Origin of the sequence: Rhodococcus sp. TAF43 (assembly GCF_052113525.1) — a bacterium.
Classification (GTDB): Bacteria; Actinomycetota; Actinomycetes; order Mycobacteriales; family Mycobacteriaceae; genus Prescottella.
This window is the reverse complement of record NZ_JBFRDL010000016.1, coordinates 55,570-80,730: the sequence shown is the minus strand read 5'-3', so window position 1 is coordinate 80,730 and position 25,161 is coordinate 55,570. Positions and strand designations below refer to the sequence as shown.

At 68.2% G+C, this 25,161-nt stretch carries 25 protein-coding genes; 14 read left to right on the top strand and 11 right to left on the bottom strand.

All coding sequences use genetic code 11. The annotated features are described in order from the left end of the window. A partial coding sequence (locus tag AB4Z09_RS13145) for an integrase core domain-containing protein (RefSeq protein WP_442239906.1) occupies window positions 1-151 on the top strand: 151 nt, incomplete at its 5' end. A gap of 6 nt (window positions 152-157) precedes the next feature. Here AB4Z09_RS13145 and AB4Z09_RS13140 read toward each other — a convergent pair. Further along, complete coding sequence (locus AB4Z09_RS13140) at window positions 158-1,051, bottom strand: IclR family transcriptional regulator (RefSeq protein ID WP_442239905.1); 894 nt, start codon at window positions 1,049-1,051, stop codon at window positions 158-160. 283 nt (window positions 1,052-1,334) lie between these two features. Between AB4Z09_RS13140 and AB4Z09_RS13135 the strand changes: the two genes are divergently transcribed. After that, a complete protein-coding gene (locus tag AB4Z09_RS13135; protein ID WP_442239904.1) occupies window positions 1,335-2,216 on the top strand; it encodes an LLM class F420-dependent oxidoreductase in 882 nt (293 codons plus the stop codon). A 62-nt stretch (window positions 2,217-2,278) separates the two neighbouring features. Then, the gene (locus tag AB4Z09_RS13130; protein WP_114723184.1) at window positions 2,279-2,764 is read left to right on the top strand and encodes a nuclear transport factor 2 family protein; all 486 of its coding nucleotides are present in this window, start codon (window positions 2,279-2,281) and stop codon (window positions 2,762-2,764) included. A 66-nt stretch (window positions 2,765-2,830) separates the two neighbouring features. On the opposite strand, the gene AB4Z09_RS13125 is transcribed toward AB4Z09_RS13130, so the two are convergent. Next, window positions 2,831-4,453 (bottom strand): acyl-CoA synthetase, encoded by a 1,623-nt coding sequence (locus AB4Z09_RS13125; protein ID WP_442239903.1) that lies wholly within the window; start codon window positions 4,451-4,453, stop codon window positions 2,831-2,833. A 284-nt stretch (window positions 4,454-4,737) separates the two neighbouring features. On the opposite strand from AB4Z09_RS13125, the gene AB4Z09_RS13120 reads away from it, so the two are divergent. The 4 genes from AB4Z09_RS13120 (at window position 4,738) to AB4Z09_RS13105 (ending at window position 9,236) form a co-directional block, all read left to right on the top strand. Continuing rightward, the gene (locus AB4Z09_RS13120) at window positions 4,738-5,676 is read left to right on the top strand and encodes a 3-oxoacyl-ACP reductase (RefSeq protein ID WP_442239902.1); all 939 of its coding nucleotides are present in this window, start codon (window positions 4,738-4,740) and stop codon (window positions 5,674-5,676) included. 20 nt (window positions 5,677-5,696) lie between these two features. Then, window positions 5,697-6,449, top strand: coding sequence for an SDR family NAD(P)-dependent oxidoreductase (locus AB4Z09_RS13115; protein WP_114723187.1), 753 nt, complete (start codon window positions 5,697-5,699; stop codon window positions 6,447-6,449). Window positions 6,450-6,593: 144 nt separating this feature from the next. Further along, window positions 6,594-8,249 carry a GMC family oxidoreductase N-terminal domain-containing protein gene (locus AB4Z09_RS13110; RefSeq protein WP_442239901.1) on the top strand — a complete coding sequence of 552 codons (1,656 nt, stop codon included), beginning with the start codon at window positions 6,594-6,596 and terminating at the stop codon, window positions 8,247-8,249. Between the two features lie 204 nt (window positions 8,250-8,453). Next, on the top strand, window positions 8,454-9,236 hold the full coding sequence (locus AB4Z09_RS13105; RefSeq protein WP_114723189.1) for a VOC family protein: 783 nt from the start codon (window positions 8,454-8,456) through the stop codon (window positions 9,234-9,236). A 22-nt stretch (window positions 9,237-9,258) separates the two neighbouring features. On the opposite strand, the gene AB4Z09_RS13100 is transcribed toward AB4Z09_RS13105, so the two are convergent. Next, a complete protein-coding gene (locus tag AB4Z09_RS13100; protein ID WP_397484738.1) occupies window positions 9,259-10,149 on the bottom strand; it encodes an amidohydrolase family protein in 891 nt (296 codons plus the stop codon). A 193-nt stretch (window positions 10,150-10,342) separates the two neighbouring features. Here AB4Z09_RS13100 and AB4Z09_RS13095 point away from each other — a divergent pair, with 193 nt between their 5' ends. Continuing rightward, window positions 10,343-11,482, top strand: coding sequence for an NADH:flavin oxidoreductase (locus AB4Z09_RS13095; RefSeq protein WP_442239900.1), 1,140 nt, complete (start codon window positions 10,343-10,345; stop codon window positions 11,480-11,482). A 627-nt stretch (window positions 11,483-12,109) separates the two neighbouring features. On the opposite strand, the gene AB4Z09_RS13090 is transcribed toward AB4Z09_RS13095, so the two are convergent. Beyond that, window positions 12,110-13,387 carry an MFS transporter gene (locus AB4Z09_RS13090; RefSeq protein ID WP_429516967.1) on the bottom strand — a complete coding sequence of 426 codons (1,278 nt, stop codon included), beginning with the start codon at window positions 13,385-13,387 and terminating at the stop codon, window positions 12,110-12,112. Window positions 13,388-13,509: 122 nt separating this feature from the next. On the opposite strand from AB4Z09_RS13090, the gene AB4Z09_RS13085 reads away from it, so the two are divergent. Next, on the top strand, window positions 13,510-14,442 hold the full coding sequence (locus tag AB4Z09_RS13085) for a LysR family transcriptional regulator (protein ID WP_442239899.1): 933 nt from the start codon (window positions 13,510-13,512) through the stop codon (window positions 14,440-14,442). 73 nt (window positions 14,443-14,515) lie between these two features. Here AB4Z09_RS13085 and AB4Z09_RS13080 read toward each other — a convergent pair whose 3' ends face one another. Beyond that, on the bottom strand, window positions 14,516-15,256 hold the full coding sequence (locus AB4Z09_RS13080) for a DUF7507 domain-containing protein (protein WP_442239898.1): 741 nt from the start codon (window positions 15,254-15,256) through the stop codon (window positions 14,516-14,518). Between the two features lie 110 nt (window positions 15,257-15,366). Between AB4Z09_RS13080 and AB4Z09_RS13075 the strand changes: the two genes are divergently transcribed. Next, entirely contained in the window at window positions 15,367-16,002 is a 636-nt protein-coding gene (locus tag AB4Z09_RS13075; RefSeq protein WP_258558044.1) for a DUF7832 domain-containing protein, read from the top strand. A 33-nt stretch (window positions 16,003-16,035) separates the two neighbouring features. Here the strand turns inward: AB4Z09_RS13075 and AB4Z09_RS13070 are convergent, their stop codons facing one another. Then, window positions 16,036-16,581 (bottom strand): ribonuclease H family protein, encoded by a 546-nt coding sequence (locus AB4Z09_RS13070; RefSeq protein WP_114723195.1) that lies wholly within the window; start codon window positions 16,579-16,581, stop codon window positions 16,036-16,038. A 73-nt stretch (window positions 16,582-16,654) separates the two neighbouring features. On the opposite strand from AB4Z09_RS13070, the gene AB4Z09_RS13065 reads away from it, so the two are divergent. Beyond that, window positions 16,655-17,587: a DNA-3-methyladenine glycosylase family protein gene (locus AB4Z09_RS13065; RefSeq protein WP_442239897.1), complete on the top strand. Its 933-nt coding sequence runs from the start codon at window positions 16,655-16,657 to the stop codon at window positions 17,585-17,587. A 78-nt stretch (window positions 17,588-17,665) separates the two neighbouring features. Here the strand turns inward: AB4Z09_RS13065 and AB4Z09_RS13060 are convergent, their stop codons facing one another. Genes AB4Z09_RS13060 through AB4Z09_RS13050 form a run of 3 tightly spaced genes read right to left on the bottom strand, consistent with a single transcriptional unit; the run spans window position 17,666 to window position 20,665 of the window. Then, on the bottom strand, window positions 17,666-18,463 hold the full coding sequence (locus AB4Z09_RS13060) for an SDR family NAD(P)-dependent oxidoreductase (RefSeq protein WP_114723197.1): 798 nt from the start codon (window positions 18,461-18,463) through the stop codon (window positions 17,666-17,668). Then, window positions 18,456-19,502 (bottom strand): 2,3-butanediol dehydrogenase, encoded by a 1,047-nt coding sequence (locus AB4Z09_RS13055; RefSeq protein WP_442239896.1) that lies wholly within the window; start codon window positions 19,500-19,502, stop codon window positions 18,456-18,458. The genes AB4Z09_RS13060 and AB4Z09_RS13055 overlap by 8 nt, the downstream gene beginning before the upstream one ends. Then, window positions 19,499-20,665: an LLM class flavin-dependent oxidoreductase gene (locus tag AB4Z09_RS13050; RefSeq protein ID WP_114723199.1), complete on the bottom strand. Its 1,167-nt coding sequence runs from the start codon at window positions 20,663-20,665 to the stop codon at window positions 19,499-19,501. Before AB4Z09_RS13050 ends, AB4Z09_RS13055 begins: the two co-directional genes overlap by 4 nt. A gap of 122 nt (window positions 20,666-20,787) precedes the next feature. Between AB4Z09_RS13050 and AB4Z09_RS13045 the strand changes: the two genes are divergently transcribed. Beyond that, window positions 20,788-21,555: a response regulator transcription factor gene (locus tag AB4Z09_RS13045; RefSeq protein ID WP_429516980.1), complete on the top strand. Its 768-nt coding sequence runs from the start codon at window positions 20,788-20,790 to the stop codon at window positions 21,553-21,555. On the opposite strand, the gene fabG is transcribed toward AB4Z09_RS13045, so the two are convergent. Continuing rightward, window positions 21,528-22,289, bottom strand: a complete 762-nt coding sequence (gene fabG, locus AB4Z09_RS13040) for a 3-oxoacyl-ACP reductase FabG (RefSeq protein WP_429516983.1) — start codon at window positions 22,287-22,289, stop codon at window positions 21,528-21,530. The two genes, AB4Z09_RS13045 and fabG, sit on opposite strands and share 28 nt — an antisense overlap. Before the next feature lie 48 nt (window positions 22,290-22,337). Then, window positions 22,338-22,787 carry a hypothetical protein gene (locus tag AB4Z09_RS13035; RefSeq protein WP_442239895.1) on the bottom strand — a complete coding sequence of 150 codons (450 nt, stop codon included), beginning with the start codon at window positions 22,785-22,787 and terminating at the stop codon, window positions 22,338-22,340. Between the two features lie 231 nt (window positions 22,788-23,018). On the opposite strand from AB4Z09_RS13035, the gene AB4Z09_RS13030 reads away from it, so the two are divergent. Both AB4Z09_RS13030 and AB4Z09_RS13025 read left to right on the top strand, forming a co-directional pair. Further along, window positions 23,019-24,464 (top strand): coniferyl aldehyde dehydrogenase, encoded by a 1,446-nt coding sequence (locus tag AB4Z09_RS13030; protein WP_442239894.1) that lies wholly within the window; start codon window positions 23,019-23,021, stop codon window positions 24,462-24,464. A gap of 67 nt (window positions 24,465-24,531) precedes the next feature. Continuing rightward, entirely contained in the window at window positions 24,532-24,984 is a 453-nt protein-coding gene (locus AB4Z09_RS13025; RefSeq protein WP_429516988.1) for a nuclear transport factor 2 family protein, read from the top strand. The last annotated feature ends 177 nt before the right edge of the window (window positions 24,985-25,161 follow it).

Sequence of the window (25,161 nt, the reverse complement as noted above, 5' to 3'; positions counted from 1 at the left end):
CGCACGAACCTACCGGTCCGACCAGACCCGCTCGGCGACCTACCAGCAATGGCTACACCACTACAATCACCACCGACCCCACACCGGGATCGGAGGCCAGTCACCGATCGACCGTGTCGGCGTCCACAACGTCCCCGGGAACTACAGCTAGATCCCGCTAGATCCACTGCCCGCTCTGGATGGACAGCAGGCGGTCCATCGCGTCGGCGGACCAGGTGTTCGCGGGCGTCTCGGGTGCACGACGGCCACGCCGGGGCGCGCCGAGTTCGGGGTAGAGCGTGCGCGACACCTCGCGGGCCGCGTCCACCACGAGCGGCGCGACGCGCTCGAGTTGCGCGGTGCGCGCGTCGCCGCACAGCGAGATGCCGGCGACGGGGCCGTCGTGACCGCGGATCGCGACCCCGACACACGCCACGCCGCGAACGGATTCGCCGCGCTCGAAGGCCAGCCCGCGACGCTGCCGGATCCGGTTGAGCTCCTGGTGCAGCGTCGGGATGTCGGTGATCGTGCGGTCGGTGCAGCGGCTCAGGCGCGCCTCGTACAGGCTGTCGACCCGCTCGGGGTCGAGCCACGCGAGCATCGACTTGCCACCGGCGGTCGAGTAGGCGGGACCGCGTCCGCCGACGCGCGACGGCAGCGACGCCGCGAAGCGGCCACCGACCTTGTCGAGGTAGACGCTCTCGCTCCCGTCGAGGACCGCGAGGTGCACGACCATCCCGGTCTGCATGTGCAGTTCGTGCAGCAACGGCGCTGCCGCGGCACGGATCTCGCTGTGGCCGCCGTCGCCGCCGCCGAGTCCGAGTGCGCGCCGACCCAGGCAGTAGCCGAACGAGGCGTGCTCCACCCAGTTCAGCCGAACGAGCTGGCCGAGGATGCGGTGGACCGTCGAGCGCGGCAGCTGCGTACGGCAGGCCACTTCCTCGAGGGTCAAGCGCGATGCGCGGCCGTCGAACGCGTCGAGGATCAGCGTCATCCGTTCGACCATGGACGGCGGCAGATCGCGCCGCGGCGCGGGAGCATCGACCGACTCATGTGAATCGACGACAGTCATCGACACCTCCAAACAACATCCGGCCCCTGATCAGCGGGGCGAATCGGTGCAAAACTGAAATCAATTCTGTCAGGCTAGCAGGTGCATCCCGCTGGGCGGGACCGATATCGATCGATTATTTGACCGGAATCGGACATCGACATCATGCCGCCAGACGCCCGGACAAGCGCGCGGACGCACCGGGCGCCGACAAACTCCCGGTCACCGGAAAACCTGCGGCGCCCGTCATGGCGCTCGGGTAGAACGAATCGACAATGGCCGATCCAGCAACGGAGCTGTAGGGATGCACATCGGAATCGTCTCCCCCGTCGTGGTGCTGCACCCCGGCGCCCACTCGGAGTGGGAGCGTGGCGGCGGAATCTCCGACCTCGCCCGGGTGGCCGAATGCGCGGATCGTCTCGGCTTCCACCACCTGACCTGCAGTGAACACGTCGCAGTCCCGGTCGAGGTGGCTGAGGCCCGCGGCGGAACGTACTGGGATCCGCTCGCGACGTTCGGCTACCTCGCCGCCCGCACCACCCGGATCCGCCTCGCGACCCAGGTCCTCGTGCTCGGCTACCACCACCCGCTCGAGATCGCCAAGCGCTACGGCACCCTCGACGTCGTGAGCGGTGGACGACTGGTCCTCGGGCTCGGCGTCGGAACGCTGAAGGAAGAGTTCGACCTGTTGGGTGCGGCGTTCGAGGATCGCGGCGCCCGCGCCGACGATGCGATCGCCGCGCTGCGCGCCGCGCTGTCCCGGAGCGTGCCCGAGTACCGCGGAACCTACTACGAATTCCAGGACCTCCTCGTCGAACCGCACGCCGTCCAGGACCGGGTGCCGCTGTGGATCGGCGGGCGCACGATGCGGTCGCTGCGCCGGGCCACCGAACACGGCGACGGATGGGTCCCGTTCGGGCTGAGCGTCGACGAGCTCGCGACCATGCTCGGCAAGGTCGATGTCCCCGACCAGTTCGCCGTCGTCCTGAGCGCCGGCGCGCCCCTCGATCCCCTGGGGGCGCGCGAGCGCACCGTCCGCGCCCTCGAACGTCGACGCGACGCGGGCGCCACGATCACCAGCGCGTCCATCGCCGCGACGGGCAGCGCGCACTACTGCGAACAGCTCGAGGCGCTGCGCGAGCTCGGCGTCGGCCTCGGCGTCGAGTTCGATCCCGCGCGCAGCTGACGCGGCGCCGAAGAACAGCCGTTACACCCGATTTGCTGGACAAACATTTTGAAGGAGATCCGATGACCGATACCGCCGCGCTCGTCCAGTCCCTCGTCGAGCGGGTTCAGCTGCTCGAAGACAAGATCGCCATCCAGGAGATCATGACGGCCTACGGTCCGGCGGTCGACTCCGGCGACGCCGACCGGGTGGGCGCACTGTTCGCCGAGGACGGCGTGTACGACGTCGACATGCGCATCATGCGCGGCCGCGCCGAGATCATGGAGATGGTCCGCACCCGCCCGCACCAGGACTACATCGGCGGCGGCTGCGGTCACCTGCTCGACCCGATGAACATCCGCGTCGAGGGCGACACCGCGGTCGCGACCTGCCATTCGCAGCTCATCATGAACGACGACAACTCGGACGGGTTCCGCGTCTGGCGTGTGACCGCGAACCGCTGGGAGTTCGCCCGGATCGACGGCCGCTGGCAGATCACGTACCGCACGGGTCGGGTGCTCGACGGCCGCCCCGAGGCACGCGACCTGCTGGCCCGCGCCGGTAGCTGACCTCCCGAACGACGAAACGGCCCGCTCCCCGAAAGGGAGCGGGCCGTTGCCGTCAGGACCGGAACGTCAGTCGGCGGCTTCGAGAGTCGCCTTCGCCCAACGGTAGTCGGCCTTGCCCGCGGGCGACCGGACGACCTCGGTGACCACGACGAGGGTGCGCGGCACCTTGTAGCCCGCGATCCGGGTCCGGCAGTGCGCGATCACCTCGTTCTCGTCGAGATCGTCGACGCCGGCGCGGGCCGAGATGACGGCCGAGACCCGCTGCCCGTACGTGGGATCCGGGATCCCGGCGACGAGCGCGTCCAGCACGTCGGGGTGACTCTTGAGCGCCTCCTCGACCTCCTCGGCGTACACCTTCTCGCCRCCGGTGTTGATGCACGACGATCCACGGCCGAGCACGATGATGGTTCCGTCCGCCTCGACGCGCGCGAGGTCGCCGAGAACCGACAGCCGCACACCGTCGACGACGGGGAAAGTCGCGGCCGTCTTCTCGGGGTCGCCGAAGTAGCCGAGCGGCACGTGTCCGGCGCGGGCGAGGTAACCGACGGTGTCCGAGCCGGGTTCGATCGTGGAGAAGTCGGTGTCGACCACGCGCGCCTTGGGCGACGGCGCCATCCGCAACAGGCCGTCCTCATCCTTCTTCAGTTCGCCGTCGTTGCCGGACTCCGACGAGCCGAACGCGTCCCGGAGGTAGACGTTCGGCAGCAGCTTGCCCAGCTTCTCGCGGACACTGGCGGACCACAACGCGCCGCCGGAACCGATGATCCACAGCGAGCTGAGGTCGAACCGTTCACCGTGCTCCTCGATCGCGTCGGAGAGCGGACGGGCGATCGCATCGCCGACAACCATCACGGTGTTGATCTTGTGCTGGTCGACCAGTTCGAGGGCATCGACCGGGTCGTACTTGGACATGAGGACCTGCTTGGAGCCCATGAACATGCAGGTGAACAGCGAGTACGACGCGGCTCCGTGCATCAGGGGTGCAGTGATCAGGTACGACATCGCGAACTGGTTCGCGGCCGCAGCGGCACCGAGCTCGGCGGGCGAGAGGATCGGATCGCCGCCCATGATGGCGCCGCCCGCGAGTGCGGCGTGGTAGAAGTCCTCGTGCCGCCACATCACGCCCTTGGGCATGCCGGTGGTGCCGCCGGTGTAGATGATGTACAGGTCGTCGTTGCTGCGCTCGGGGAAGTCGCGCTCGGGCGACTGGTCCGCGACGGCCTTGTGGAAGTCGGCGACCGAGACGGTGGTCTCCGCGGCGGCAGCGACCTCCGAGAGCGCGGGTCCGGCGGCCTCACCGATGAGCACGATGTGGCGCACCGTGGGGCACTTGGGAAGCACGTCGGCGATGACATCGCTGAACTCGCCGTCCGCGATCACCGCCGCGAGCTGAGCGTCGTTGTACAGGTACGTCAGCTCGGCGTCGACGTAGCGGAAGTTGACGTTCACCGGGACGGCACGGATCTTGAGGCAGCCGAGCAGCGACTCGACGAACTCGATGCTGTTGCGGGCGTGGAGCCCGACGTGGTCGCCGGGCCGGACGCCCTGAGCAGCGAGGTGGTGCGCGATACGGTTCGCGCCGGCGTCGAACTCGGCGAATGTCCGCGACTCGTCGCCGCACACGAGCGCGACCTTCTCGGGGATGGCGTCGATGACAGCTTCGGTCAGGTCCGCAAGGTTGAGTGACATGGGTGGCCCTTCATGGAGAATCGCACAACGAGCAAGAGTGCGTTCTACCACATAACACGCCCCCGTGTGCCTGAGATCACAACATACCGAGTAGAACATATTTCGATATGTCGATCAATAGCCCTCCGAAGAGTTCCCGGGCCCGCCTCGGCGTCTACCGGATCCCGCGCTGATCAGCGGAAGCAGGGTGTCGCACGCGCGCGATCAAAATCCGCCAGACGCTTGTGCAAAAACTAGAATGAATACTAGTTTGGGGACATCGCATAGAAGGTAAGGAGCCTGACATGGTGGAATCCCTCAGCTTGGCCGGCCGCACGGCCATCGTCACGGGAGCGGGAGCGGGACTCGGTCGCGCCGAGGCGCTCGCACTCGCCGAGGCCGGCGCAGCGGTGATCGTGAACGACATGGGCTCGGCCGCCCACGACGTCGTGGACGAGATCAAGGCCGCGGGCGGACAGGCCCTCGCGATCACCGGCGACGTCTCCGACTGGTCGCTCGGCGCACGCATGGTCGAGGAGGCCGTCACGAACTTCGGTTCGATGGACATCCTGGTCAACAACGCGGGCATCCTGCGCGACAAGATGATCTTCAACCTGTCCGAGTCCGACTGGGACGACGTCATCCGCGTGCACCTCAAGGGGCACGCCGCGACGTCGCACGCGGCGGCCGTGCACTGGCGCCAGGCCAGCAAGGACGCCGGCGGCCCGATCTTCGGTCGCGTCGTCAACACCTCGTCCGAGGCATTCCTGTTCGGTTCCGCCGGGCAGCCCAACTACTCCGCGGCGAAGGCCGGCATCACCGCGCTGACGCTGTCGACCGCGGCGGGCCTGTCCCGCTACGGCGTGCGCGCCAACGCGATCTGCCCCCGCGCACGGACGGCGATGACGGCCGAGGCGTTCGGTGACGACAACACCGCGACGCAGGGTCTGGATCCGCTGGCTCCCGAGCGCGTCGCGACCCTGGTCCGCTACCTCGCCTCCCCCGAGTCCGACGAGATCACCGGCCAGGTGTTCGTGGTCTACGGCAAGATGGTCGCCCTCATGGCCGCGCCGCAGGTCGAGAACCGTTTCGACGCCGCCGGTTCCGAGTTCTCGGTCGAGGAGCTCGCCGGGCAGCTCACCCCGTACTTCTCGGGCCGCGGGCCGTACGAGACCTACGCCGCCTACAGCGTCGCGGGCCTCGAGAAGATCGCCCTGGCCACCGACGCGCCCGCCGGCGTCTGATCCGGCAGCGGGGGTTCGTCATGAGACTGCAGGGCAAGGTCGCGATCGTCACCGGTGGCGCGGGCGGCATCGGCCGCGCGATCACCCGCGTTTTCTCCCGTGAGGGCGCGAAGGTGCTGTTCGTCGACATCAGCGATGAGAACGGCTTCGCGCTCGAGAAGGAGATCGCGGACGCCGGGGGCGAGGCGAAGTTTCTGGGCGTCGATATCTCGCAGCCGGATTCGGCGACGGCGATCCGTGACGCGGCGGTCGCCGCGTTCGGCGGCATCGACGTGCTGGTGAACAACGCGCACGCGTCGCGGCAGGCCCCACTGCTGGAGCAGACCCAGGAGATGTTCGACATCTCGTTCAACACGGGCTTCTATCCGACGGTGCACCTGATGCAGGCCTGCTACGAGGAGCTGAAGAAGTCGCAGGGCTCGATCATCAACTTCGGGTCCAGCTCCGGCCTCGAGGGCATGCCGACGCAGACGTCGTACGCGGCCGCCAAGGAGGCCATCCGCGGCGTCAGCCGGGTGGCCGCCAACGAGTGGGCCGCGGACCAGATCCGCGTCAACGTGCTCTGCCCGTTCGCGGCGACCGAGGGAGTCGTGGCCTGGCAGAAGGCATTTCCCGAGCGCGCGGCCGCGTCCGTCGCGAAGGTCCCGCTGCAGCGGATCGGCGATCCCGAGACCGACATCGCGCCCGTCGCGCTGTTCCTCGCGAGCGACGATTCGAAGTACATGACAGGCCAGACCCTCATGGCGGACGGCGGCAGCCTGAAGCTGCGCTGATCACTTTCTCGACAGCGGAGCTGAGAATGTCCCGGCTGTACCAATTTTCCGGTACCGCCTCGTAGCCTCCTCTGTCGGCGGTATAACCCTGGCAGCTTGCTGTGTGATGCAAGCCACCCAACAAACCGTCGACAGAGGAGTTCCATGACCGATAGCCGGGCGAACAGAGCCGCTGCAACTCGGGGGGTTGCAAATGTCTCACGCCGCCGATTCCTTGCCGGTACGGGCCTGACCGCKGGAGCGCTGCTGCTCTCGTCGATGTCGACGTCCGCTTCCGCGTCCCCCCGCCGAGCCATCGCCGACGGCGACCGGATCCCGGCACTCGTCATCGGCAGTGGGTACGGCGGCGCGGTCGCCGCGCTGAGGCTGACGCAGGCCGGCATCCCCACCCAGATCGTCGAGATGGGCCGCAGCTGGGACACCCCCGGCCCCGACGGCAAGATCTTCTGCGGCATGCTCAACGCCGACAAGCGCTCGATGTGGCTGTCCGACACCACCGATCAGCCCGTCAGCAACTTCATGGGCTTCGGCATCAACAAGAGCATCGACAAGTACGTCGGCGTGCTCGACTCCGAGCGGTTCTCCGGCGTCAAGGTCTATCAGGGTCGCGGCGTCGGCGGCGGCTCGCTCGTCAACGGCGGCATGGCCGTCACCCCGAAGCGCAACTACTTCGAGGAGATCCTGCCCTCGGTGAACTCCACCGAGATGTACGACAAGTTCTTTCCGCGTGCGAACGCCGGTCTGGGCGTAAACAACATCGACCAGGCCTGGTTCGAGTCGACGCCGTGGTACCAGTTCGCGCGCACGGGCCGCAAGACCGCTCAACGGTCCGGCTTCTCAACGACTTTCGTGCCGAACGTGTACGACTTCGAGTACATGAAGCAGGAGGCCGCGGGCCAGGTCACCAAGTCGGGTCTCGGCGGCGAGGTCATCTACGGCAACAACGCCGGCAAGAAGTCGCTCGACAAGACCTACCTGGCGCAGGCCGCGGCCACCGGCAAGCTGACGATCACGACACTGCACCAGGTCACCAAGGTCGCCCCCGCGTCCGGCGGCGGCTACAGCGTCACGATGGATCAGATCGACGAGCAGGGCAACAAGATCGCGACCAAGGTCGTCACCGCCGACCGCGTGTTCTTCGCCGCCGGCAGCGTCGGCACCAGCAAGCTGCTGGTCTCGATGAAGGCGCAGGGGCATCTGCCGAACCTCTCCTCGCAGGTCGGCGAGGGCTGGGGCAACAACGGCAACGTCATGGTCGGCCGCGCCAACCACATGTGGGACGCCACCGGCTCCCAGCAGGCGACCATCCCGACGATGGGCATCGACAACTGGTCGGATCCGACCGCGCCGATCTTCGCCGAGATCGCACCGCTCCCCGCAGGCCTCGAGACGTACGCGAGCCTGTACCTGGCGATCACGAAGAACCCCGAACGCGCTCGCTTCCAGTTCAATTCGAGCACGGGCAAGGTCGATCTCTCCTGGTCGGTGTCGCAGAACCAGAAGAGCATCGACATGGCCAAGAAGGTCTTCGACAAGATCAACAAGAAGGAAGGCACGATCTACCGGACCGACCTGTTCGGGGTCTACAAGACCTGGGGCGACGACTTCACGTACCACCCGCTGGGCGGCTGCCTGCTGAACAAGGCCACCGACAACTACGGGCGCCTGCCCGAGTACCCCGGCCTGTACGTGGTCGACGGCTCGCTCGTCCCCGGCAATGTCGGCGTCAACCCGTTCGTCACGATCACCGCGCTGGCCGAGCGGAACATGGAGAAGATCATCTCGACCGATCTCGTCTAGGCGCCCTGCTCGCGTCCCCCTCGAATGCCTCACGGGGACGCGAGCAGGCCCTTTCTGCGATAGCCTTTCAGCATGCTCGACCGCGTGTCGCAGCGGTCTCCGGACGGACCATGTCCGTTCTCTCCCTACATCTCATCGGCGGCAGGCGGCCCGAGTCGACCGTGACTGGTCGACGGTGAATGAGGTGAATGAGAGGACATCGCGATGTCGACACGTTCGAGTTACGTCGAGGGCACACCCGCTTGGGTTGATCTGCAGACCTCCGATCAGCCGGCGGCGAAGGACTTCTATGCCGCACTGTTCGGCTGGTCGTACGACGACCGTCCGATGCTGGACGACGCCGTCTACTCCATCGCCACCCTGCGGGGCGAACGGGTCGCGGCGATCGCCCCGCTCCCCGCCGGATCGTCACCCTCCGAAACCCCTTCCCGATGGAACACCTTCCTCGCGGTGGCCGACGCTGACGCCTCGGCCGCGAAGGTGGAACCCGCCGGAGGTCGGCTCCTGCTCCCGGCCTTCGACGTCGGGGAGGCGGGGCGGATGGCGCTGGTCGCCGACCCCACCGGCGCCGAGGTGGGGCTGTGGCAGGCCCGCGAACATGTCGGCGCGACCCTGGTCAACGAGACGGGCACCCTGATCTGGGACGAGCTGATCACGGACCAGCCGTCGACCGCCCTCCCCTTCTACGCCGCCGTGGTGGGGCTGGGCAGTGCCACGATGCCGATGCCCGACGGCGACTACACCGTCCTCCAGGTGCAGGGCGACGGCGTCGGCGGCTGTGCGCCGCCGCCGCGTCCCGACGTCCCCAACCACTGGCACGTCTACTTCTGCACCGACGACACCGACGCCACCGTCGCGAAGGCCGCCGCGGAGGGTGGCGCGCTCATGGCCGAACCGTTCGACATGAAGACCGTCGGACGGATGGCGGTGCTCACGGACCCGCAGGGGGCGGTGTTCAGCGTGATGCAGCCGGAACCGGCGTCCTGATCCGGTCCCGGCCGCGGCCTCGTCAGGAGAGGTCGAACAGCTTCGTCGCGTTGTGGTGGACCACCGCGCGCACCCAGTCGTCGCCGAGGTCGAAGCGTTCCAGCGCGTCGAGCGCGTCGCGGTACGAGTACGGGATGTTGGGGTAGTCGCTGCCGAAGAGGATGCGTTCGCCCAGGTCCCGCAGCCGCGACACCTCTCCGCGCGGGAATGCGACCTGCGCCTCGGTGAAGTCGGTGAATGCCATCGTCGTGTCGAGATACACGCTCGGATAGCGGTCCGCCAGGTCGAGGAACTCCGAGTACTCCGGCATCCCCATGTGCGCGATCACCAGCGCCAGCCGGGGGTGCCGGGCGAGCAGCCGCGCGATGCGGTCGGGCCCGGTGAACCGGCCCGGCGCCGGCCCCGATCCGCAGTGGATGACGATCGGGGTGCCGCTGTCCTCGAGCAGTCCCCACACGGGATCGAGCAGCGGGTCGCCCGGGTCGTATTCGCCCACCTGGATGTGCGACTTGAACACCCGGGTCCCGGCGTCGAGCGCCGCGGTGACGTACTCCGGCGCCGATTCCTCCGGGTAGAAGGTGGCGGTGTGCAGGCAGTCGGGTGTGCGGGCCGCGAAGTCCGCGGCCCACTGGTTGAGCCAGGCCGCCATGTCCGGCTTGTGCGGGTACAGCATGGACGTGAAGTGGCTGACGCCGAACGCGCGCAGATGCTCGACGCGAGAGTCCTCCTCCATCCGGTACCGGATCGGCCACTCCCGGCCGATGAGCGGGCCGGCGGAGTCGAAGTAGGCCCACACCTTGTCCATCACCCGCTTCGGCATGAAATGGGTGTGGACGTCGATCAGCGACGGCAATCCCAGGCGCTCCCGGAACGCGATCACGTCCGCGGCGTCGGACTCCCAGTCCTGTTCCACCCGATCAGCGGATTCACACACGCACTGCCCCTCTCGCCGGCCTGCTGTCCGGGGTGACGCCGGACACTCCAGACGACCCTAGTCCCGAGCGTTTGCGCTGAGTGAGACCTGGGTTTGACGCGGGCCGAAAGGGCCTGAAAATCTACCTAACACTTGCTTGGTTTCCCACGGCTCTCGAGAAGGCATTGACGACATGACCAGTTCATCTCCCCTGTTCCAGCCGCTGAAGGTTCGGTCGCTCGAGCTCGCGAACCGCATCGTGATGTCGCCGATGACACGCTCCTACTCGATCGACGGGGTCCCCGGCGACGACGTCGCCGGCTACTACCGCCGCCGCGCCGAGGGCGGCACCGGGCTGATCGTCACCGAGGGCGTCGCGATCGACCACGAGACCTCGGTAGACAACTCGCGCGTGCCCCGCCTGTTCGGAGATGACGCCCTCGCGGGCTGGCGCAAGGTCGTCGACGGCGTCCACGAGGCCGGCGGCAAGATCATCCCGCAGCTGTGGCACGTGGGACCGTTGTGGGGCGCGATGAGCAAGGTCGACCCGGCCCTCAAGCCGATGCGCCCGTCCGGCGAGTGGGGCCCGCTCGGCACCACCTCGTACCCGGATTCGTACGTCGAGTGGGCGCAGCAGACCACCGAGGCGATGACCGAGCAGGACATCCAGGACGTCATCTCCGCGTTCGCCCGCGCCGCCCGTAACGCGATCGACGTCGGCTTCGACGGCATCGCCCTGCACGGCGGCCACGGCTACCTGCTGGACTCGTTCCTGTGGGCCGGCACCAACAAGCGTGACGACGAGTGGGGCGGCGACCTCGAGCGCCGCACCCGCTTCCCCGTCGCCGTCGTCGAGGCGATCCGTGCCGAGATCGGCGAGGACTACCCGATCTTCTACCGCTTCTCGCAGCACAAGCAGCAGAACTACACCGCGCGCATCGCCGAGACCCCCGACGAGCTGAAGGTCGTCCTCGGCGCGCTGGCCGACGCCGGCGTCGACGTGTTCGACGCCAGCATCCGCCGCTTCGACTTCCCCGCCTTCGAGGGCAGCGACCTGTCGCTGGCCGGCTGGGCCAAGGAAGTCACCGGCGCGGTCACCATGGCCGTCGGCAGCGTCGGCATCGGTAAGTCGCTCCGCGACAGCCGCATCGAAGGCTCGGCGCCGGCCGTCGACAACATCCCCGAGCTCGAGAAGCGCATCGGCGGCGGCGAGTTCGACCTCATCGCGATCGGTCGCCTGCACCTCGCCGATCCGGCACTGGCCTCGCGCCTGCGCGCCGGCGACCCGCTGCCCGAGTTCGTCCGCGACGTGCACGAGGCCTCGCTGACGTAAGCCCCCCGCTCGACGTCGCCCACAGGGTCGTCGCGCCTCCTCTCGCCGAGGAGTTGCGACGACCCTGTCGTCTTTCGGTGGCGCCGACCGCCGGCGCACGAATAGACTCGGCGCGGTGCTCGTATGGATCAATGGCGCGTTCGGTGCAGGAAGGACGCAGACTGCCTTCGAGTTGAATCGACGTGTCCCCCGCTCCCACATCACCGCCTGGCCGCCGAAGACGTTGATGTCAGGCACTTCTCGCTGACCGCCTCGCCCGAGACCCTCCAACGTAGGCTGCGGACGCGCAGTGGCTACTGACTGGGCCGGGCCGTCGGGCGAGACGAAACCTGGGCGATGCAACAGATCGACCGCTGCGTCGCAGCACTGGCCGAGCCAGATTCACCGAACACATCGCCACCGACGATCGCACCATCGACGACGTCGTCGAAGACATCGCAGCGCGCACAGGGCTGCAGCTCGCCCGGGGCCGCCTGACCCCCGCCCGCTATCAGCTTCGACGAGCCGCGGTCGGCATCCGCCACATCAGGACCTGAACGGGGACGCGCGGCTGCTCGTGCAGAGAGATGTCACGTTCGCCGGGAACGCGACGCCCGGCCCGACATAGTGTCCCAGCAATCAGGAGCGCTACGGAACCTTTCGATGTCGTTGCAGTGGAACAGATATCGCTCCTCCCTCAGACGGAAGTGGTAGCGCGGGCTCGGATGTGTCCTTTCGCGACAGAAGGAACGGGGTCGCAAGGAGGAGGACACCGGCGATTCCGATGGCGATGCGGGCGTCAGTGATGACAGCGAGCACGCCCCACAGAGCGGTCAGTACGGCGATAGCACCGGTACCGGTCACGTTCCAGGCCACCATCACCCGGCCGATCCTCTCGGCGGGAACGCGCTGCAGCCGCTCGGTGGCAAACAGAGGGTTGAACACTCCCATGCAGGTGATGAGCGCCAGTTCGACGACGATGACGAGGACGACGCCGGCCGGGCCGGGCATCACGAGGATCAGCCCCACCGGCCACACTGCGCGGAGCGCACCGGAGACGCCGAGGACGCGGCGGCGCCCGTACTGGGCCTCCAGCCGGGGAGCTATCCGAGCGCCGACGAACCCACCGATACAGGGGAGCCCGAACGCGAGTCCGTACTGCCAGGCCTCCCAGCCCAAGTCCCTGAGCAGCAGGACGGCGAGCAGGGGTTCGGTGGCCATGATCAGCGCGTTGACGGCCACCGTGTTCCAGAACAGCGGGCGCAGCCGCCGGTCGGCGTTGATGAACCTCCAGCCCTCGACCACGTCCGTGGTTCGGAACGCCGAGGCCTTCTCGCGGATCGGCTCGGGTTCTCGCTCGCGGATCATCCCGATACTCAGCGCCGACAGGAGGAACCCGGTGGCGTTGGCGATCACCGTGACCACGGGACCGAGAACGCTGATGGCTCCGCCGCCCACGGTGGGGCCGACCGCGGTGGCGGTCCAGGTGGTCGACTCGAACCGGCCGTTGGCCACCAACAGCTGATCCGGTCGCACGATCTGCTTCAGGTAGGCGCCGCTGGCGGCAGCGAACGCGATGTTCGACGCGGTGCTCACGACCGAGACCACCAGTAGCTGCGTATAGGTCAGCATTCCCAGCATGTAGGTGACCGGGATGGTCAGCAGGGCTGCGAAACGGACGACGTCGGCGACGATCATGACCGGCTTCTTGCGGTGGGCCTCGACCCACGGCCCCAGCGGAACGGCCAGCACCGCCCCCACCAGCAGGCCGGCCGCCGCCAGGACGGAGACCGCCGCGGCGCCGACATCAAGGACCAGGATCGCGATCAGGGGGAACGCGCCGAACCCCAACCAGGTGCCGGCCGTCGAGGCGGCGAACGCCGACCAGAGCCATCCGAACGAACGCCCCAGATTCTCCCGAGCCATGAAAACCCCTCCCCCACAACCGATCATCGACAGCGAGGATTCGACCAACCAGGCCGACGCGAAGCAAACAACGAGCGGACCCGCGAGCCACAACCGGGGGTTGTATCCGTAGGGTCTGGGCGGTGGACATCGAAGCCGTGCGCACCTTCGTCGCCGTCGCGGACGCCGGACAGTTCCAGGAAGCCGCCGTCGACCTGCGAATTACCCAGCAGGCCGTCTCAAAGCGGATCGCAAACCTCGAACGCGTGCTCGGGGTGAGATTGTTCGCCCGCACCGCGCGCGGCGCACGGCTGTCACTGGACGGGCAGGCATTTCTTCCGCACGCTCGTGACGTTCTGCGGGCGGTGGACCGTGCGGCAGCGTCGGTACGTCCGGGCGAACGCACGTTGCGGGTCGATGTCCTCAATCGGCGCATCGCTCCAGCCCTCGCCCTGCAGAGCTTTTACCAGGCTCATCCGGGGATCGATCTGGACGTCGTCACGCTGCCGGATGCCAACGCACCCAACGCGATCGAGGCCGTGCTCGCCGGCTCGATCGACGCGACCTTCCGCTCGGTTCCAGTGTCCCCACGCGACCTGCCCGACCGCATCGTGGCCGAGCGAGTCCTGGACGATCCGTTGCAGCTGTTGGTAGGACCGGAGCACCCGCTCGCCTCGGCGCCATCTCTGAATCCGGAAGACCTGACCGGGCACCGCATCTGGATCCCGGGGATCAAGCAGGGCACCGAGTGGGCCGCGTTCTACGACGAGCTCACCGAAGCGTTCGACCTGCGCATCGATGCCGTCGGGCCCGACTTCGGGGCAGAGGCGCTGATGGACGCCATCGCGGGTTCGTCCGCCCTGTCGACCCTGGTCGGTTCCGGTGACCGATACGTGTGGCCCGCGAATCACGGCCTGCGGCGAATCCCGATCATGGATCCGACGCCGGTCTATCCGCACTCGTTCGTGTACCGGAGCGGAAACCCGCATCCAGCCCTGACCGCGCTGCGTCGGCACCTACTCGAATCGCGACCCACCCCACCTGACAACCTCTGGACACCGAGCTGGGCCAGCTGAAGGGATGACACGACATCCCGACCGGACGACGACTGCCACCCTGGCCGAATGCAGACGCCGCTCGGTAGGTTCGTCAGGGGCCTTCGGGACCCGGCGCGTCCGGGCACGGCGGGTTCAGGAACGGCAGACTCGGGAACGGCACATTCAGGAACGGCACATTCGGAGGCGGCTCGTTCGAGCATCGTGTGCCCGCGCCCGGCTGGTACGGAGTGCTCAGCGCCCAGGCGCCCAATGCCCCCAACGCGCCCAACGACCCCAACGACCCCAACCCCAAGGATCCCAGCGATCCCACGGCCAGCGGTCCCAGACCCAACGATCCCAGTGCCGGTGGCAGGATTCCGCTGCCGGCGAAGTCGCTCCGGCAGGCTGTGAGGACCCTTGTCGACGCCGGCGCCGATGTGACCGCATTCTGCTGTGGATCGATACCGGTCGCCCTGGCCGTGTTGTCGATGAAGCAGGCGCCCTGATCGGCGTCGGTCACGTCGTACGTGGCGGTACAGGTCACCGACTCCCCCGGCTGGAGCGTCCCCGACGGGCATGTGGCATCGGGCGCCGGATCGGAACCGGTGAATGCGACTTCATCCACGGCGACGTCGGAGACCGGAGTTCCACCGGTGTTGGTCACCACGAACGTGTAGGTGACCGTGTCGCCCGATTGGAGGCCGACCGCCGGAGAGCCCGACTTCGCGAGCGAGAGGCCGCCTGCAGCCGGCTGGGCGATGCCGGTCGGCCCGAAGGCCAGTGTCGTCAGTGCAACCAGGCCTGTGAGCACTGCGATAACCAGAATCCGGAAAGTTGCACCGAAATTACGCACGCTGGATACTCCTTTTCGCCACATACAGGACAAATCGGGTTTTCGAACTCAGGTGCCGCGCAATACAAGCGTTTCGGAAGTTACTGGATATTCGCGATGAATACGTGCGAATGAGCGGTAAGCCCGCGTCGCACCATCGACCTGTCGCCGAGCGGGCCCAGGAAGCCACCGGCGCGATCACGCCGGCCGTCGGCAGCGTCGGTATCGGAAAGCCGCTGCGCGACAGTCTCATCGAAGGTTCGGCGACCGGGTCGCCTGTGGGACAATGCACCGCGAACCTACTCGAAGAAGGCAGATCCTTGACGAAGTACGACGATGCCGACTGGCACTACGGCGGCATCTTTCCCGACGACCTGCCGAACGAGGCCGGCGGCACCCACATCGGCATGTTCGTGGCATGGTGCCTGCTGTCCGGTTTCGCGGGCGAGGACATCGCCGACGAGCTCGAGCCGCTCGAGTCGCGAGAGTCGACGCCCGGCGCCTTCCTGATGGACGTGCTCGACGAGAAGTTCGTCAGCGACGACCTCACCGCCGATGGCAACGCCTTCGCGGTCGCGTACTACGCGGGCGAGCACGACGACTCCTGCTATCTCGTCGACTACCTGGACGCGTTCGGTACGACCCCGACCGAGATCTACCGGGTCGAGGACAGCTGGGAGACCTACGACGTCATCGCGGACCGGATCGGCGCCCGCTTCCACGCCTGGCTGGACGCGGGGCGGCCGCAATTCGTCTCCGCACGGTAGACCGGACCGGCGTCGGGAAGTACACCGCGATCCTCAGAACAGCGTGAGCAGTGGTTCCGGATCGCGGGCGGGCGCGGAGGCCACGACGGACGGGCGCGGGTCCGGGCCGTGGGAGGCGAGACCTGCCCACGGCCGCGCCCGCTCCGGATCGGACGCGACGGCGCGGGCGGCCTCACCGGCCAGCTTGTCGGCCAACTCGTTGAAGTGGTTGCCGACGTGCCCGCGGACCCAGCGGAACCGCACCGGCCCGGTCCGTTCGGTGATCGCCCGGTCGATGTCCTGCACCAGCTCGAGGTTCTTGACCGGCCCGCCGGACGCCGTCTTCCACCCYTTGCGCTTCCAGCCGGGCAGCCACTCGGACGCGCACTTGATGGCGTACTGGGAATCGGACTCGATGAGCAGCGGATCGGGACCGGGATGCGCCACGATGGCCTCGACCAGCGCCCACAGCTCCGCGATCTGGTTGGTGCCGGAGACCGCGCCGCCCGACCGGCTGGGACCCTCGTGATCGACCCATGCCCACCCGATGGCGCCACCGGGATTCTTCAGACACGAACCGTCGGTACTCACGATGATCATGGCTTCGGACAATACGTGCTCCCCCCGACATGCCTCGGTTCGGTCTCGGCGCGGCGGCGATAGGCTGCCGGGGATGACCGGTATGGCCTCCGAAGTGCAGTTCGAGGTGTCGACGCGACGTCCCGTGGATCTCGCGTCGACGCTCGCGCCGCTGAGCCGTGGGCGCTTCGATCCGTGTCACCACCGCGAGTCCGACGGGACCGTGTGGCGCACCTCGCTGCTGCCGTCCGGGGCTGTCACCTACCGCCTCCGTCAGCGCGGCCCGAGCGTCGTCGGCGTCCGGGCATGGGGACCCGGCGCCGCGGAACTCGAGATGTACGTGCCCGGCCTCGTCGGCGAGGACGACGTCGACGGGTCCGCCGACTTTGCGCCCACCCACCCGAAGCTGGTCGACGCGCACCGCCGGTTCCCGAACCTGCGGATCGTGCGGACCGCGCGGGTCATGGAGTCCCTGGTGCCGGCGATCCTCGAGCAGCGTGTGCACACCGTTGCCGCGCACACGTCGTGGCATCGGCTCGTCCAGAAGTTCGGCACCGCCGCGCCCGGGCCGGCCCCCGACGGGATGCGGGTGCCGCCGAGTGCGGAGGCGTGGCGGCGGATCCCGTCGTGGGAGTTCCACCGCGCGGGCGTCGATCCGCGGCGCGCACAGACCGTCGTCGCGTGCGCTCGCGTCGCGGACCGGCTCGAGGAGACCGTCGGGATGGATCACGAGGCGGCGTACCGCCGGTTGCGGGCCGTCCCCGGTGTCGGGCTGTGGACCGCCGCCGAGGTGGCCCAGCGCGCGCTCGGCGACGCCGACGCCCTCTCCGTCGGCGACTTCCACCTGTCGGCGATCGTCGGCTGGACGCTGCTGGGTCGGCCCCTCGACGACGACGCGATGGTCGAGTACCTCGCCGACCTGCGCCCGCACCGCTACCGCGCGATCCGCCTGCTCGAGGTCAGCGGCCAGGCCCGCAAACCCAAGTTCGGGCCACGCACGCCGCTCGTCGACCATCGGTCGCACTAGGCCTGAGCGCCCACTCCTCGCCCGGATCGGCGGGAACCCGCTCGCGACCGGAAGGAATGGGCGCTCAGGCCGACGGCGCTAGCCGTGCAACTTGGTGAAGTCCGGGTAGTTGGAGATCTCCCAGCCGCCGTCGACCATGAGGCTCGTGCCGGTGATGTAGTCGGCATCGTCGCTCGCGAGATACAGGCACGGCGCCGCGATCTGCTCGGGAGTCGCCGGACGCCCCATCGGGATCCGGTCGACGAACGCCTGCAGCAGCGGCTCGTACCCGGTCACGGCGGACACCAGCGGGGTGTCGACCAGACCGGGCAGCACGGTGTTGACGCGGATACCGTGCGGCGCGAGTTCGAGCGCGGCGTTCTTGCCGAACATCTCGACGCCCGCCTTACCGGTGACGTACGGGCTGCCGCCGACCATCGGAACCCGCGCGTTGAGCGAGGCGACGTTGACGATCGCACCGCCACGGCCGTTCGTCGTCATGTGCCGGGCCTCGTGCTTGGTGCACAGGAACACGCCCTTCTGCACGAGGTCGACGGTGAAGTCCCAGTCCGACTCCTCGAGGTCGAGGATCGGGCCGCCGCGGGCGGCACCGGCCACGTTGAACGCCAGATCCAGCGCGCCGAATCGCTCCACCGCGACCGCGACCGCGGCGGCGACGGCGTCCTCCACCGTGACGTCGGCGACCGCCCCGACGAAGGCCTCGCCGAGGTCCTTCTCCATCACCTCGAGCGCATCGGCGGAGATGTCGATGCCGACCACCGACGCCCCCTCCGCGACCAGACGCGTCGCGACGGCCGCGCCGATGCCCGACGCCGCTCCGGTCACGACCGCGACCCTGCCGTCGAACCTGTTGCCCATCGACTCACGCTCAGCCATGTCCCACCTCCACGAGTACCTTCATGCGCCGGCCGGCGGACGCCGCCTGCACACCTTCCTCCACCACGTCGGCGAGCGGGACGCATTCGACCCATTCGTCGAGCGGGTACGCCCCGGCCGCCATCCGGTCGATGACGGCGGCGAACTCCTCGCGCGAGTACGCCAGCGACGCCATCAGCCGCGTCTCGGTGAACATCAGCGCGTACGTGGCGAGCGGCACCTCCTCCTTGTAGGTGGCGACCAGGACCACCGCACCGCGGGCCCGCGCGGCCCAGAGCGCGGTCTGCACTGCCGCGGCCACCCCGGCACATTCGAACACTGTGTCCGCCCCGATGCCGTCGGTCCGCTCGGCGACGGCCGCCACGGGATCCTGCGCGGCGGGATCGATCACGTCGAATCCCATTCCCGCAGCCACGGCCCGACGCGATTCGGACGGCTCGCTCAGCAGGATCCGGTCGACGCCCCCGGCCCGCAGGTTGAGTGCCGTCGCGATGCCGATCGGACCCGCCCCGATCACCAGCGCGAACTGCCCCGGCTCGACACCGCCCAACTCGACGGCGTGCAGCGTCACGGCCAGTGGCTCGACCACCGCGGCCTGCAGCAGGCTCACACCGTCCGGGATCTTGTGCACGTTGCCCGCCGGGACCACCGTGCGCTCCGACATGCCACCGCCGTCGGAGTTGAGTCCGTGGAAGGCGATGACCTGACACAGGTGCTCGAGTCCGGCGGCGCAGCGCACGCACGTGCCGCAGCTGTAGTTCGGCTGCACCACCACGCGGTCCCCGACGGACAGATCCTCGACCCCGGCACCGACCTCGCGCACCACTCCGGAGAACTCGTGACCGAGGATCTGCGGTCCGCAGGCCCCGGTGAGCGGATGCGGATGCTCGGAGATGCCGAACGAGTGGATCATCCCGAGGTCGGATCCGCAGATTCCGTTGTACGCCACGTCGATCAGGACGTGGCCGTCGCGCAGTTCCGGCTCGGGGACGTCCTCGACCCGCAGGTCGCCGACGCCGTGCAGAACGGCGGCCCTCATCGCTTGGCCGCCAGTTCGTCCTCGTACTTCTTCGTCATGTGCGCGATCGCGTCGTGCTGCGCCTGGTTGTGGCCCTCGCGCACCTTCCCGGCGCGGGTCGCCGCGTCCAGCAGCGGCTGGGACTGCCCCTGGAAGTGCGGCGCCACCTGCTGCGCGATCAACTCGAACGAGCGTCGGGTCGCGGCCGGGTTGGCCCAGTCGGTGCCCATGATCAGCATCGAACCGAAGCCGCCGGACTGGTCGATGAGCTTCTGGATAAGTTCGCGCGCCTGCGCGGGCGTTCCGATGATGCCCATGCCGGAGTGGTTCATGTACGCGATCATCTGCTCCATGGAAGCGCCACCGGAGCCGAAGTGCGGGAACGCCGCGACCTTGCCGAAGTAGTCGATCCACTCGCCGAGCCCGAACCGCACGTCCTGCTGGGCCTGCTCCTCGGTCTCCGCAATGTGCATGGGGCACACCAGCCGCCACTGATTGCGGTCCACGGTGGTCCCGAACTCGGCGGCCCGCTCCTCCATGATGCCGAAGTGGTGACCGAGGGCGTCGAAGCCCTCGGGGGTGAGGGTCGCGCCGATCGACAGCAGGCCCAGGCCGTGCTTGCCGGCCAATCGCGGTCCGGTGGGCGAGGCCACGCCGGCGACGACGATGTCGAACATCGGATGCGAGTACGGCCGCATCTGCAGCTGGGCGTCGACCAGGTTGTGCGTCTTGGTCTTCGCCGTGACCCGCTCACCGTTCAGCAGCCGCATCACGATGTCGAGGTTGTCGTCGAGCAGTTCGCGGCACTCGGTGGGGTTGAGCCCGATCATCGACGAGTCGGTGGGCAGCGAACCCGGGCCGACGCCCAGCATCACGCGGCCGCGGGTGAGGTGGTCGAGCAGCACCATCCGATCCGCGGCCCACAAGGGATTGTGGTAGCTCAGCGAGGTGACGCCCGTGCCGAGCTTGATGCGCTTGGTGCGTTCGGCCGCCGCGGCGATGAAGATCTCGGGGCTGCCGATGATCTCGCTGCCCGCCGAGTGGTGTTCACCGATCCACACCTCGTCGAAGTCGAGGCGGTCGAGATGCTCCACCAGTTCGAGGTCGCGCTGCAACGCGACGGTCGGATTCTGCCCTGCCGCGTGATGGGGTGCGACGAACGCACCGAACCGTAGCCTGCCCATGCGAGTACTCCTCTGAAATCGATGAAACGACGTACCCTCCGACGCTAGAATTCGTTCCGCCCTACCGGCAGTGCACTTTGGTGGACACTTTCCGATCCGCATCGAACTGGTGGTGAGAAGAATTGACCGAGGTCGCGTTGCGCACCGCCGACTACGAGCGCGTGTTCACGGTCCTGGAGCGGTGCGAGGACGTACGGACCGTGTCGGAGTTCCGCACCCGCATCGTCGCGGCCATGACGGAGGCGTTCCCGGTGCGCGTGGCGACGTGTTTCGTCGGCGACACCTACGAGAGGCAGTTCGACGACCCTGATGCCACCGTCGAGGGATCCGGCTCGTGGGAGGGCATACGCACTGTCTACCAAGAGATCTGGTCGCACCACGACGTCTTCGCGACGCCGGAGGCGCGGCGCCGACTCGAATCGACCCGGGTGGCGTCCCTGACCGATCTCCGCGAGCTCCCGGCGGAGTCCGAGGCCTACGTCCGGGACTACCTGCACGCGCAGCGCATGCACTCGGTCAACGCGATACACCTCGATCTGCCGGACGGGGCGCGGGCTCTCGTCGGCCTGTACGACGCGGACGAGTCCGCACTCGGGCCCCGGGACTACGCGGCCCTGCGCCTCCTGGCCCGGCAACTGTCCGTACTCACCCGCGGCCTCGACACCTCGGAGCACCGGGACGTGCTGGCCGATCTGACCGGGCGGCAGCGTCAGGTGGCCCGACTGGTGGCCGACGGGTTGAGCAACGCCGCGATCGCCCGGCAGTTGACGCTCACCCAGGACACCGTCAAGAAGTACGTCAGCCGCATCCTCGCCGCGACCGGATGCGGCTCGCGCACCCGGCTCGCGATCGAGGTGCAGCGTCAGGCCTTCGGACCGCCCGCCACGTAGATCACCTGTCCCGAAACGAATCCCGCACCCTCACTGACGAGGAACGACGCGGTGTGCGCGATGTCCTCGGGCAGCCCGACACGGCGGACCGGGGTTTCCGCGGCGACCCCGGCCTTGAAGTCGTCGAACGACACCCCCATCCGTTCGGCGGTCGCGGCCGTCATCTCGGTGACGATGAAGCCGGGCGCGATCGCGTTGGCGGTGACGCCGAACGGGCCGAGTTCGAACGCGAGCGTCTTGGTCAGACCCTGCATGCCCGCCTTCGCGGCCGAGTAGTTCGACTGGCCGCGGTTGCCGAGCGCGGAGATACTCGAGAGGTTCACGATCCGGCCCCACTTCTGTTCCACCATGTACTTCTGCGCGGCCCGGGTCAGCAGGAAGGCCCCGCGCAGGTGCACGTTCATGACGGCGTCCCAGTCGTCGACGGTCATCTTGAACAGCAGGTTGTCGCGGGTGATCCCGGCGTTGTTCACGACGACGGTGGGCGCGCCCAACTCGCCGGCGATCCTCGTCACGGCCGTCTCCACCGAGGCCTCGTCGGACACGTCCGCCCCGACGGCGAGCGCGCGGCCGCCGGCGTCGCGGATCGCGGCAACGGTGTCACCGCACGCCGATTCGTCGAGATCGAGCACGGCGACCGCCAGCCCGTCGGACGCGAGTCGCTTCGCGATGGCCGCGCCGATGCCCCGCGCAGCACCCGAGACCACTGCCACCCGCTGGTTGCCGTCCGTCATGTCCGCTACCTCCCACTCACCGGTGATGTTCGCCGGTGACGCTACGCGTCAGGACAGCGCGACCGGTCGGATATCGGCGACGATCCGGTCGATGGCGCCGTTCTCGAGTTCGAAACTCTCGACGATCTCGACGGTCATCAGGCGCGCGTCGCCGACCCCGGCGTCGAGCAGGTAGGTGGTGCGGACGGTGTCGCCGTCCTCGGTCATCGTCAGGTTCCGCACGCCCTGGATGACGGCGTACTGCATGCCGTGGTTGAGATCGTTCGTCAACTGCGGCCCGTTGAAACCGGTCTGCATACCCACCTCGATGCGGGTGGCGTTCGCAGTGAACAGCACGCCACCGGCGTCGTGACTGACGAGTGCGTCGATGTACGCGCGGGCCATCGCTCGGTTCGGGGTGTCGGCGGGGTTCGGTGCGGCACTAGCGACCGCGGGTGCGGTGATCGCGACAGCCGCCGCGGCGAGGAGCGACAACGAGGCAGTCTTGGCAATTCGCATGCCGCATCGTAGCTATAACCTGTTTCACATTCAGGCGAAACGGGTCCGCGCACCGATCGCCACAGAGTCGGAGGTCCCATCGATCCGGGTACTTCCTACCGGGATTCCCGCCGCCCGACGGGGCCGTTCGACCCCTTCTCCGAGACACGCTCCCGGTCATCGAGACGGCCCGCTGTAACGCCGGACACAGCTCGTTAGCGTCGTGACATCGGCAACGACAGGAGTTACCCCATGAGCGAGCACGTCACCGACACGGCAACCATCGCGACGCTTCCCCAGATCCTGGAAGCCCAGAAACGCGCTGCGGCCGAACAGGGAACGCCCTCGGCCGACGTGCGCCGCGACCGGATCCAGCGGATGATCGACCTCCTGGTCCGTCACCACAAGCCGCTCACCGAGGCCATCGACGCCGACTTCGGCGGGCGCCTCGTCGCGTTCTCGATCATGAACGACATCCTCGGTTCACTCACGTCGCTCAAGCACACTCGCGACTCGCTCCAGTCCTGGATGGCCGACGAGGAGCGCCCGCCGTACCCGCCGTACGACCAGCTCGGCGCGAAGGCCTACATCCAGTACCAGCCCAAGGGATCGGTCGGCATCATCGGCACGTGGAACGCTCCGCTGTTCACGCTGCTGAGCCCGCTCGCGTGCGCCCTGGGCGCCGGCAACCGGGCGATCCTCAAGCCGTCCGAGGTGGTGCCGCGCACCGCGCAGGTCCTCGCGGATGCCGTCGCGGAGATGTTCGATCCGTCCGAGATCGCGGTCGTCACCGGCGGCCCCGAGCTCGCCGACGCCTTCACGTCCCTGCCGTTCGACCATCTCGTGTTCACCGGCAGCACCGAGGTCGGCAAGCTGGTCATGGCCAACGCCGCCAAGAACCTCGTGCCGGTCACGCTCGAACTCGGCGGCAAGTCGCCGACCATCGTCGGCCGCAGCGCGGACTTCGACGACGCCGCGAGCAAGATCGCGATCGCCAAGTCCACCAACTCGGGCCAGATCTGCGTGTCCCCGGACGTCGTCTACGTGCCCCGAGAGGAGCTGGACAGCTTCGTCGGCGCCCTGGAGAAGTCGTACGCCGCGCTGCTGCCGACCATCACCGACAACCCGGACGTCGTCGCGGTCGTCAGCGACCGGCACCTGGCACGGGTCGAGGCCCTCGTCGCCGACGCCCGTGATCGTGGCGCCCTGATCGTCGCGACCCCGGTCGAGGAGAGCGAACGGGTCGACGGGGAGCGCAAGCGGCCGCTGCGCCTGGTGATCGCACCGCCGGCCGACTCCAAGATCATGCAGGAGGAGATCTTCGGCCCCGCCATCATCCTGCTGCCGTACGACCAGACCGAAGAGGTCATCGCGGACATCAACAGCAGACCGAAGCCGTTGGCGCTGTACTACTTCGGCACCGATCCGGCGGAGCAGCAGGCGGTCCTGACCCGCACCTGGTCGGGCGGCGTGACCGTCAACGACATCATGATGCACCCGGGCATGAACGACGCACCGTTCGGTGGCGTGGGCGCTTCGGGCATGGGCCACTACCACGGGCGCGAGGGATTCCTCGAATTCAGCCACGCTCGTACGGTTTTCGAGGCTCCCGAGCACGATCCGCGCGGCGAGTGGGGCACGCTGCCACCGCACGGTGACGGCTTCCTCGCCGCGATGGAAGCACAGGTCACTCCGTAGCCGCTCGATTACCGATGAGCGAGAAGTCTTCCTGCCGATCCTCCGATCGACAGGARGAATGCCGGGTATGAGCCGAGAACTCGCAGACCGCCTTGCCCTGTCCGACCTCGTTGCGCAGTACGCGATCGCCGTCGATCGCCGAGACGAGATCGCACTGACGGCACTCTTCGCCACCGACGCCCAACTGGTGCAACCGGCCGGGCTGGTCCGCCGGGGCAAGAGTGCCGTCCTGTCGGGGTCCGGCGCCGTCGCCCAGGGCGTGCTCGGCGCGGTCGCCCACCTCCACTCGACCCGGCACGTGGTGAACCAGCAGATCGTCGACGTGGCCGGCGACCAGGCCCGCGGCGAGGTGTACGGCGAGGCGCACCACGTGTACGCCACCGAGGACGGGCACCGCGACTACGTCGTGGCGATCCGCTACCAGGACGAATACGTCCGGGCGGACGGCATGTGGCGCATCGCCCGCCGCGAGCTGATCGTCGATCTCACCTACGACCGCAAGGTCGAGCTCCTCGCGTGAGCCGGGGCCCGACCAAACGCCGTTAGGGCGGCGCTGGGCGGCGCCACGGCCCCGGGTTCGCACCGAGGATACCGATCCCGTCCCAGGTCTACCCAGTTCAGACACATTTTGCTGAGCGGAACAACTCTTCCCGAAACACTCCGGACGCACCTATAGTCCGACCAATCGATTGTTTGG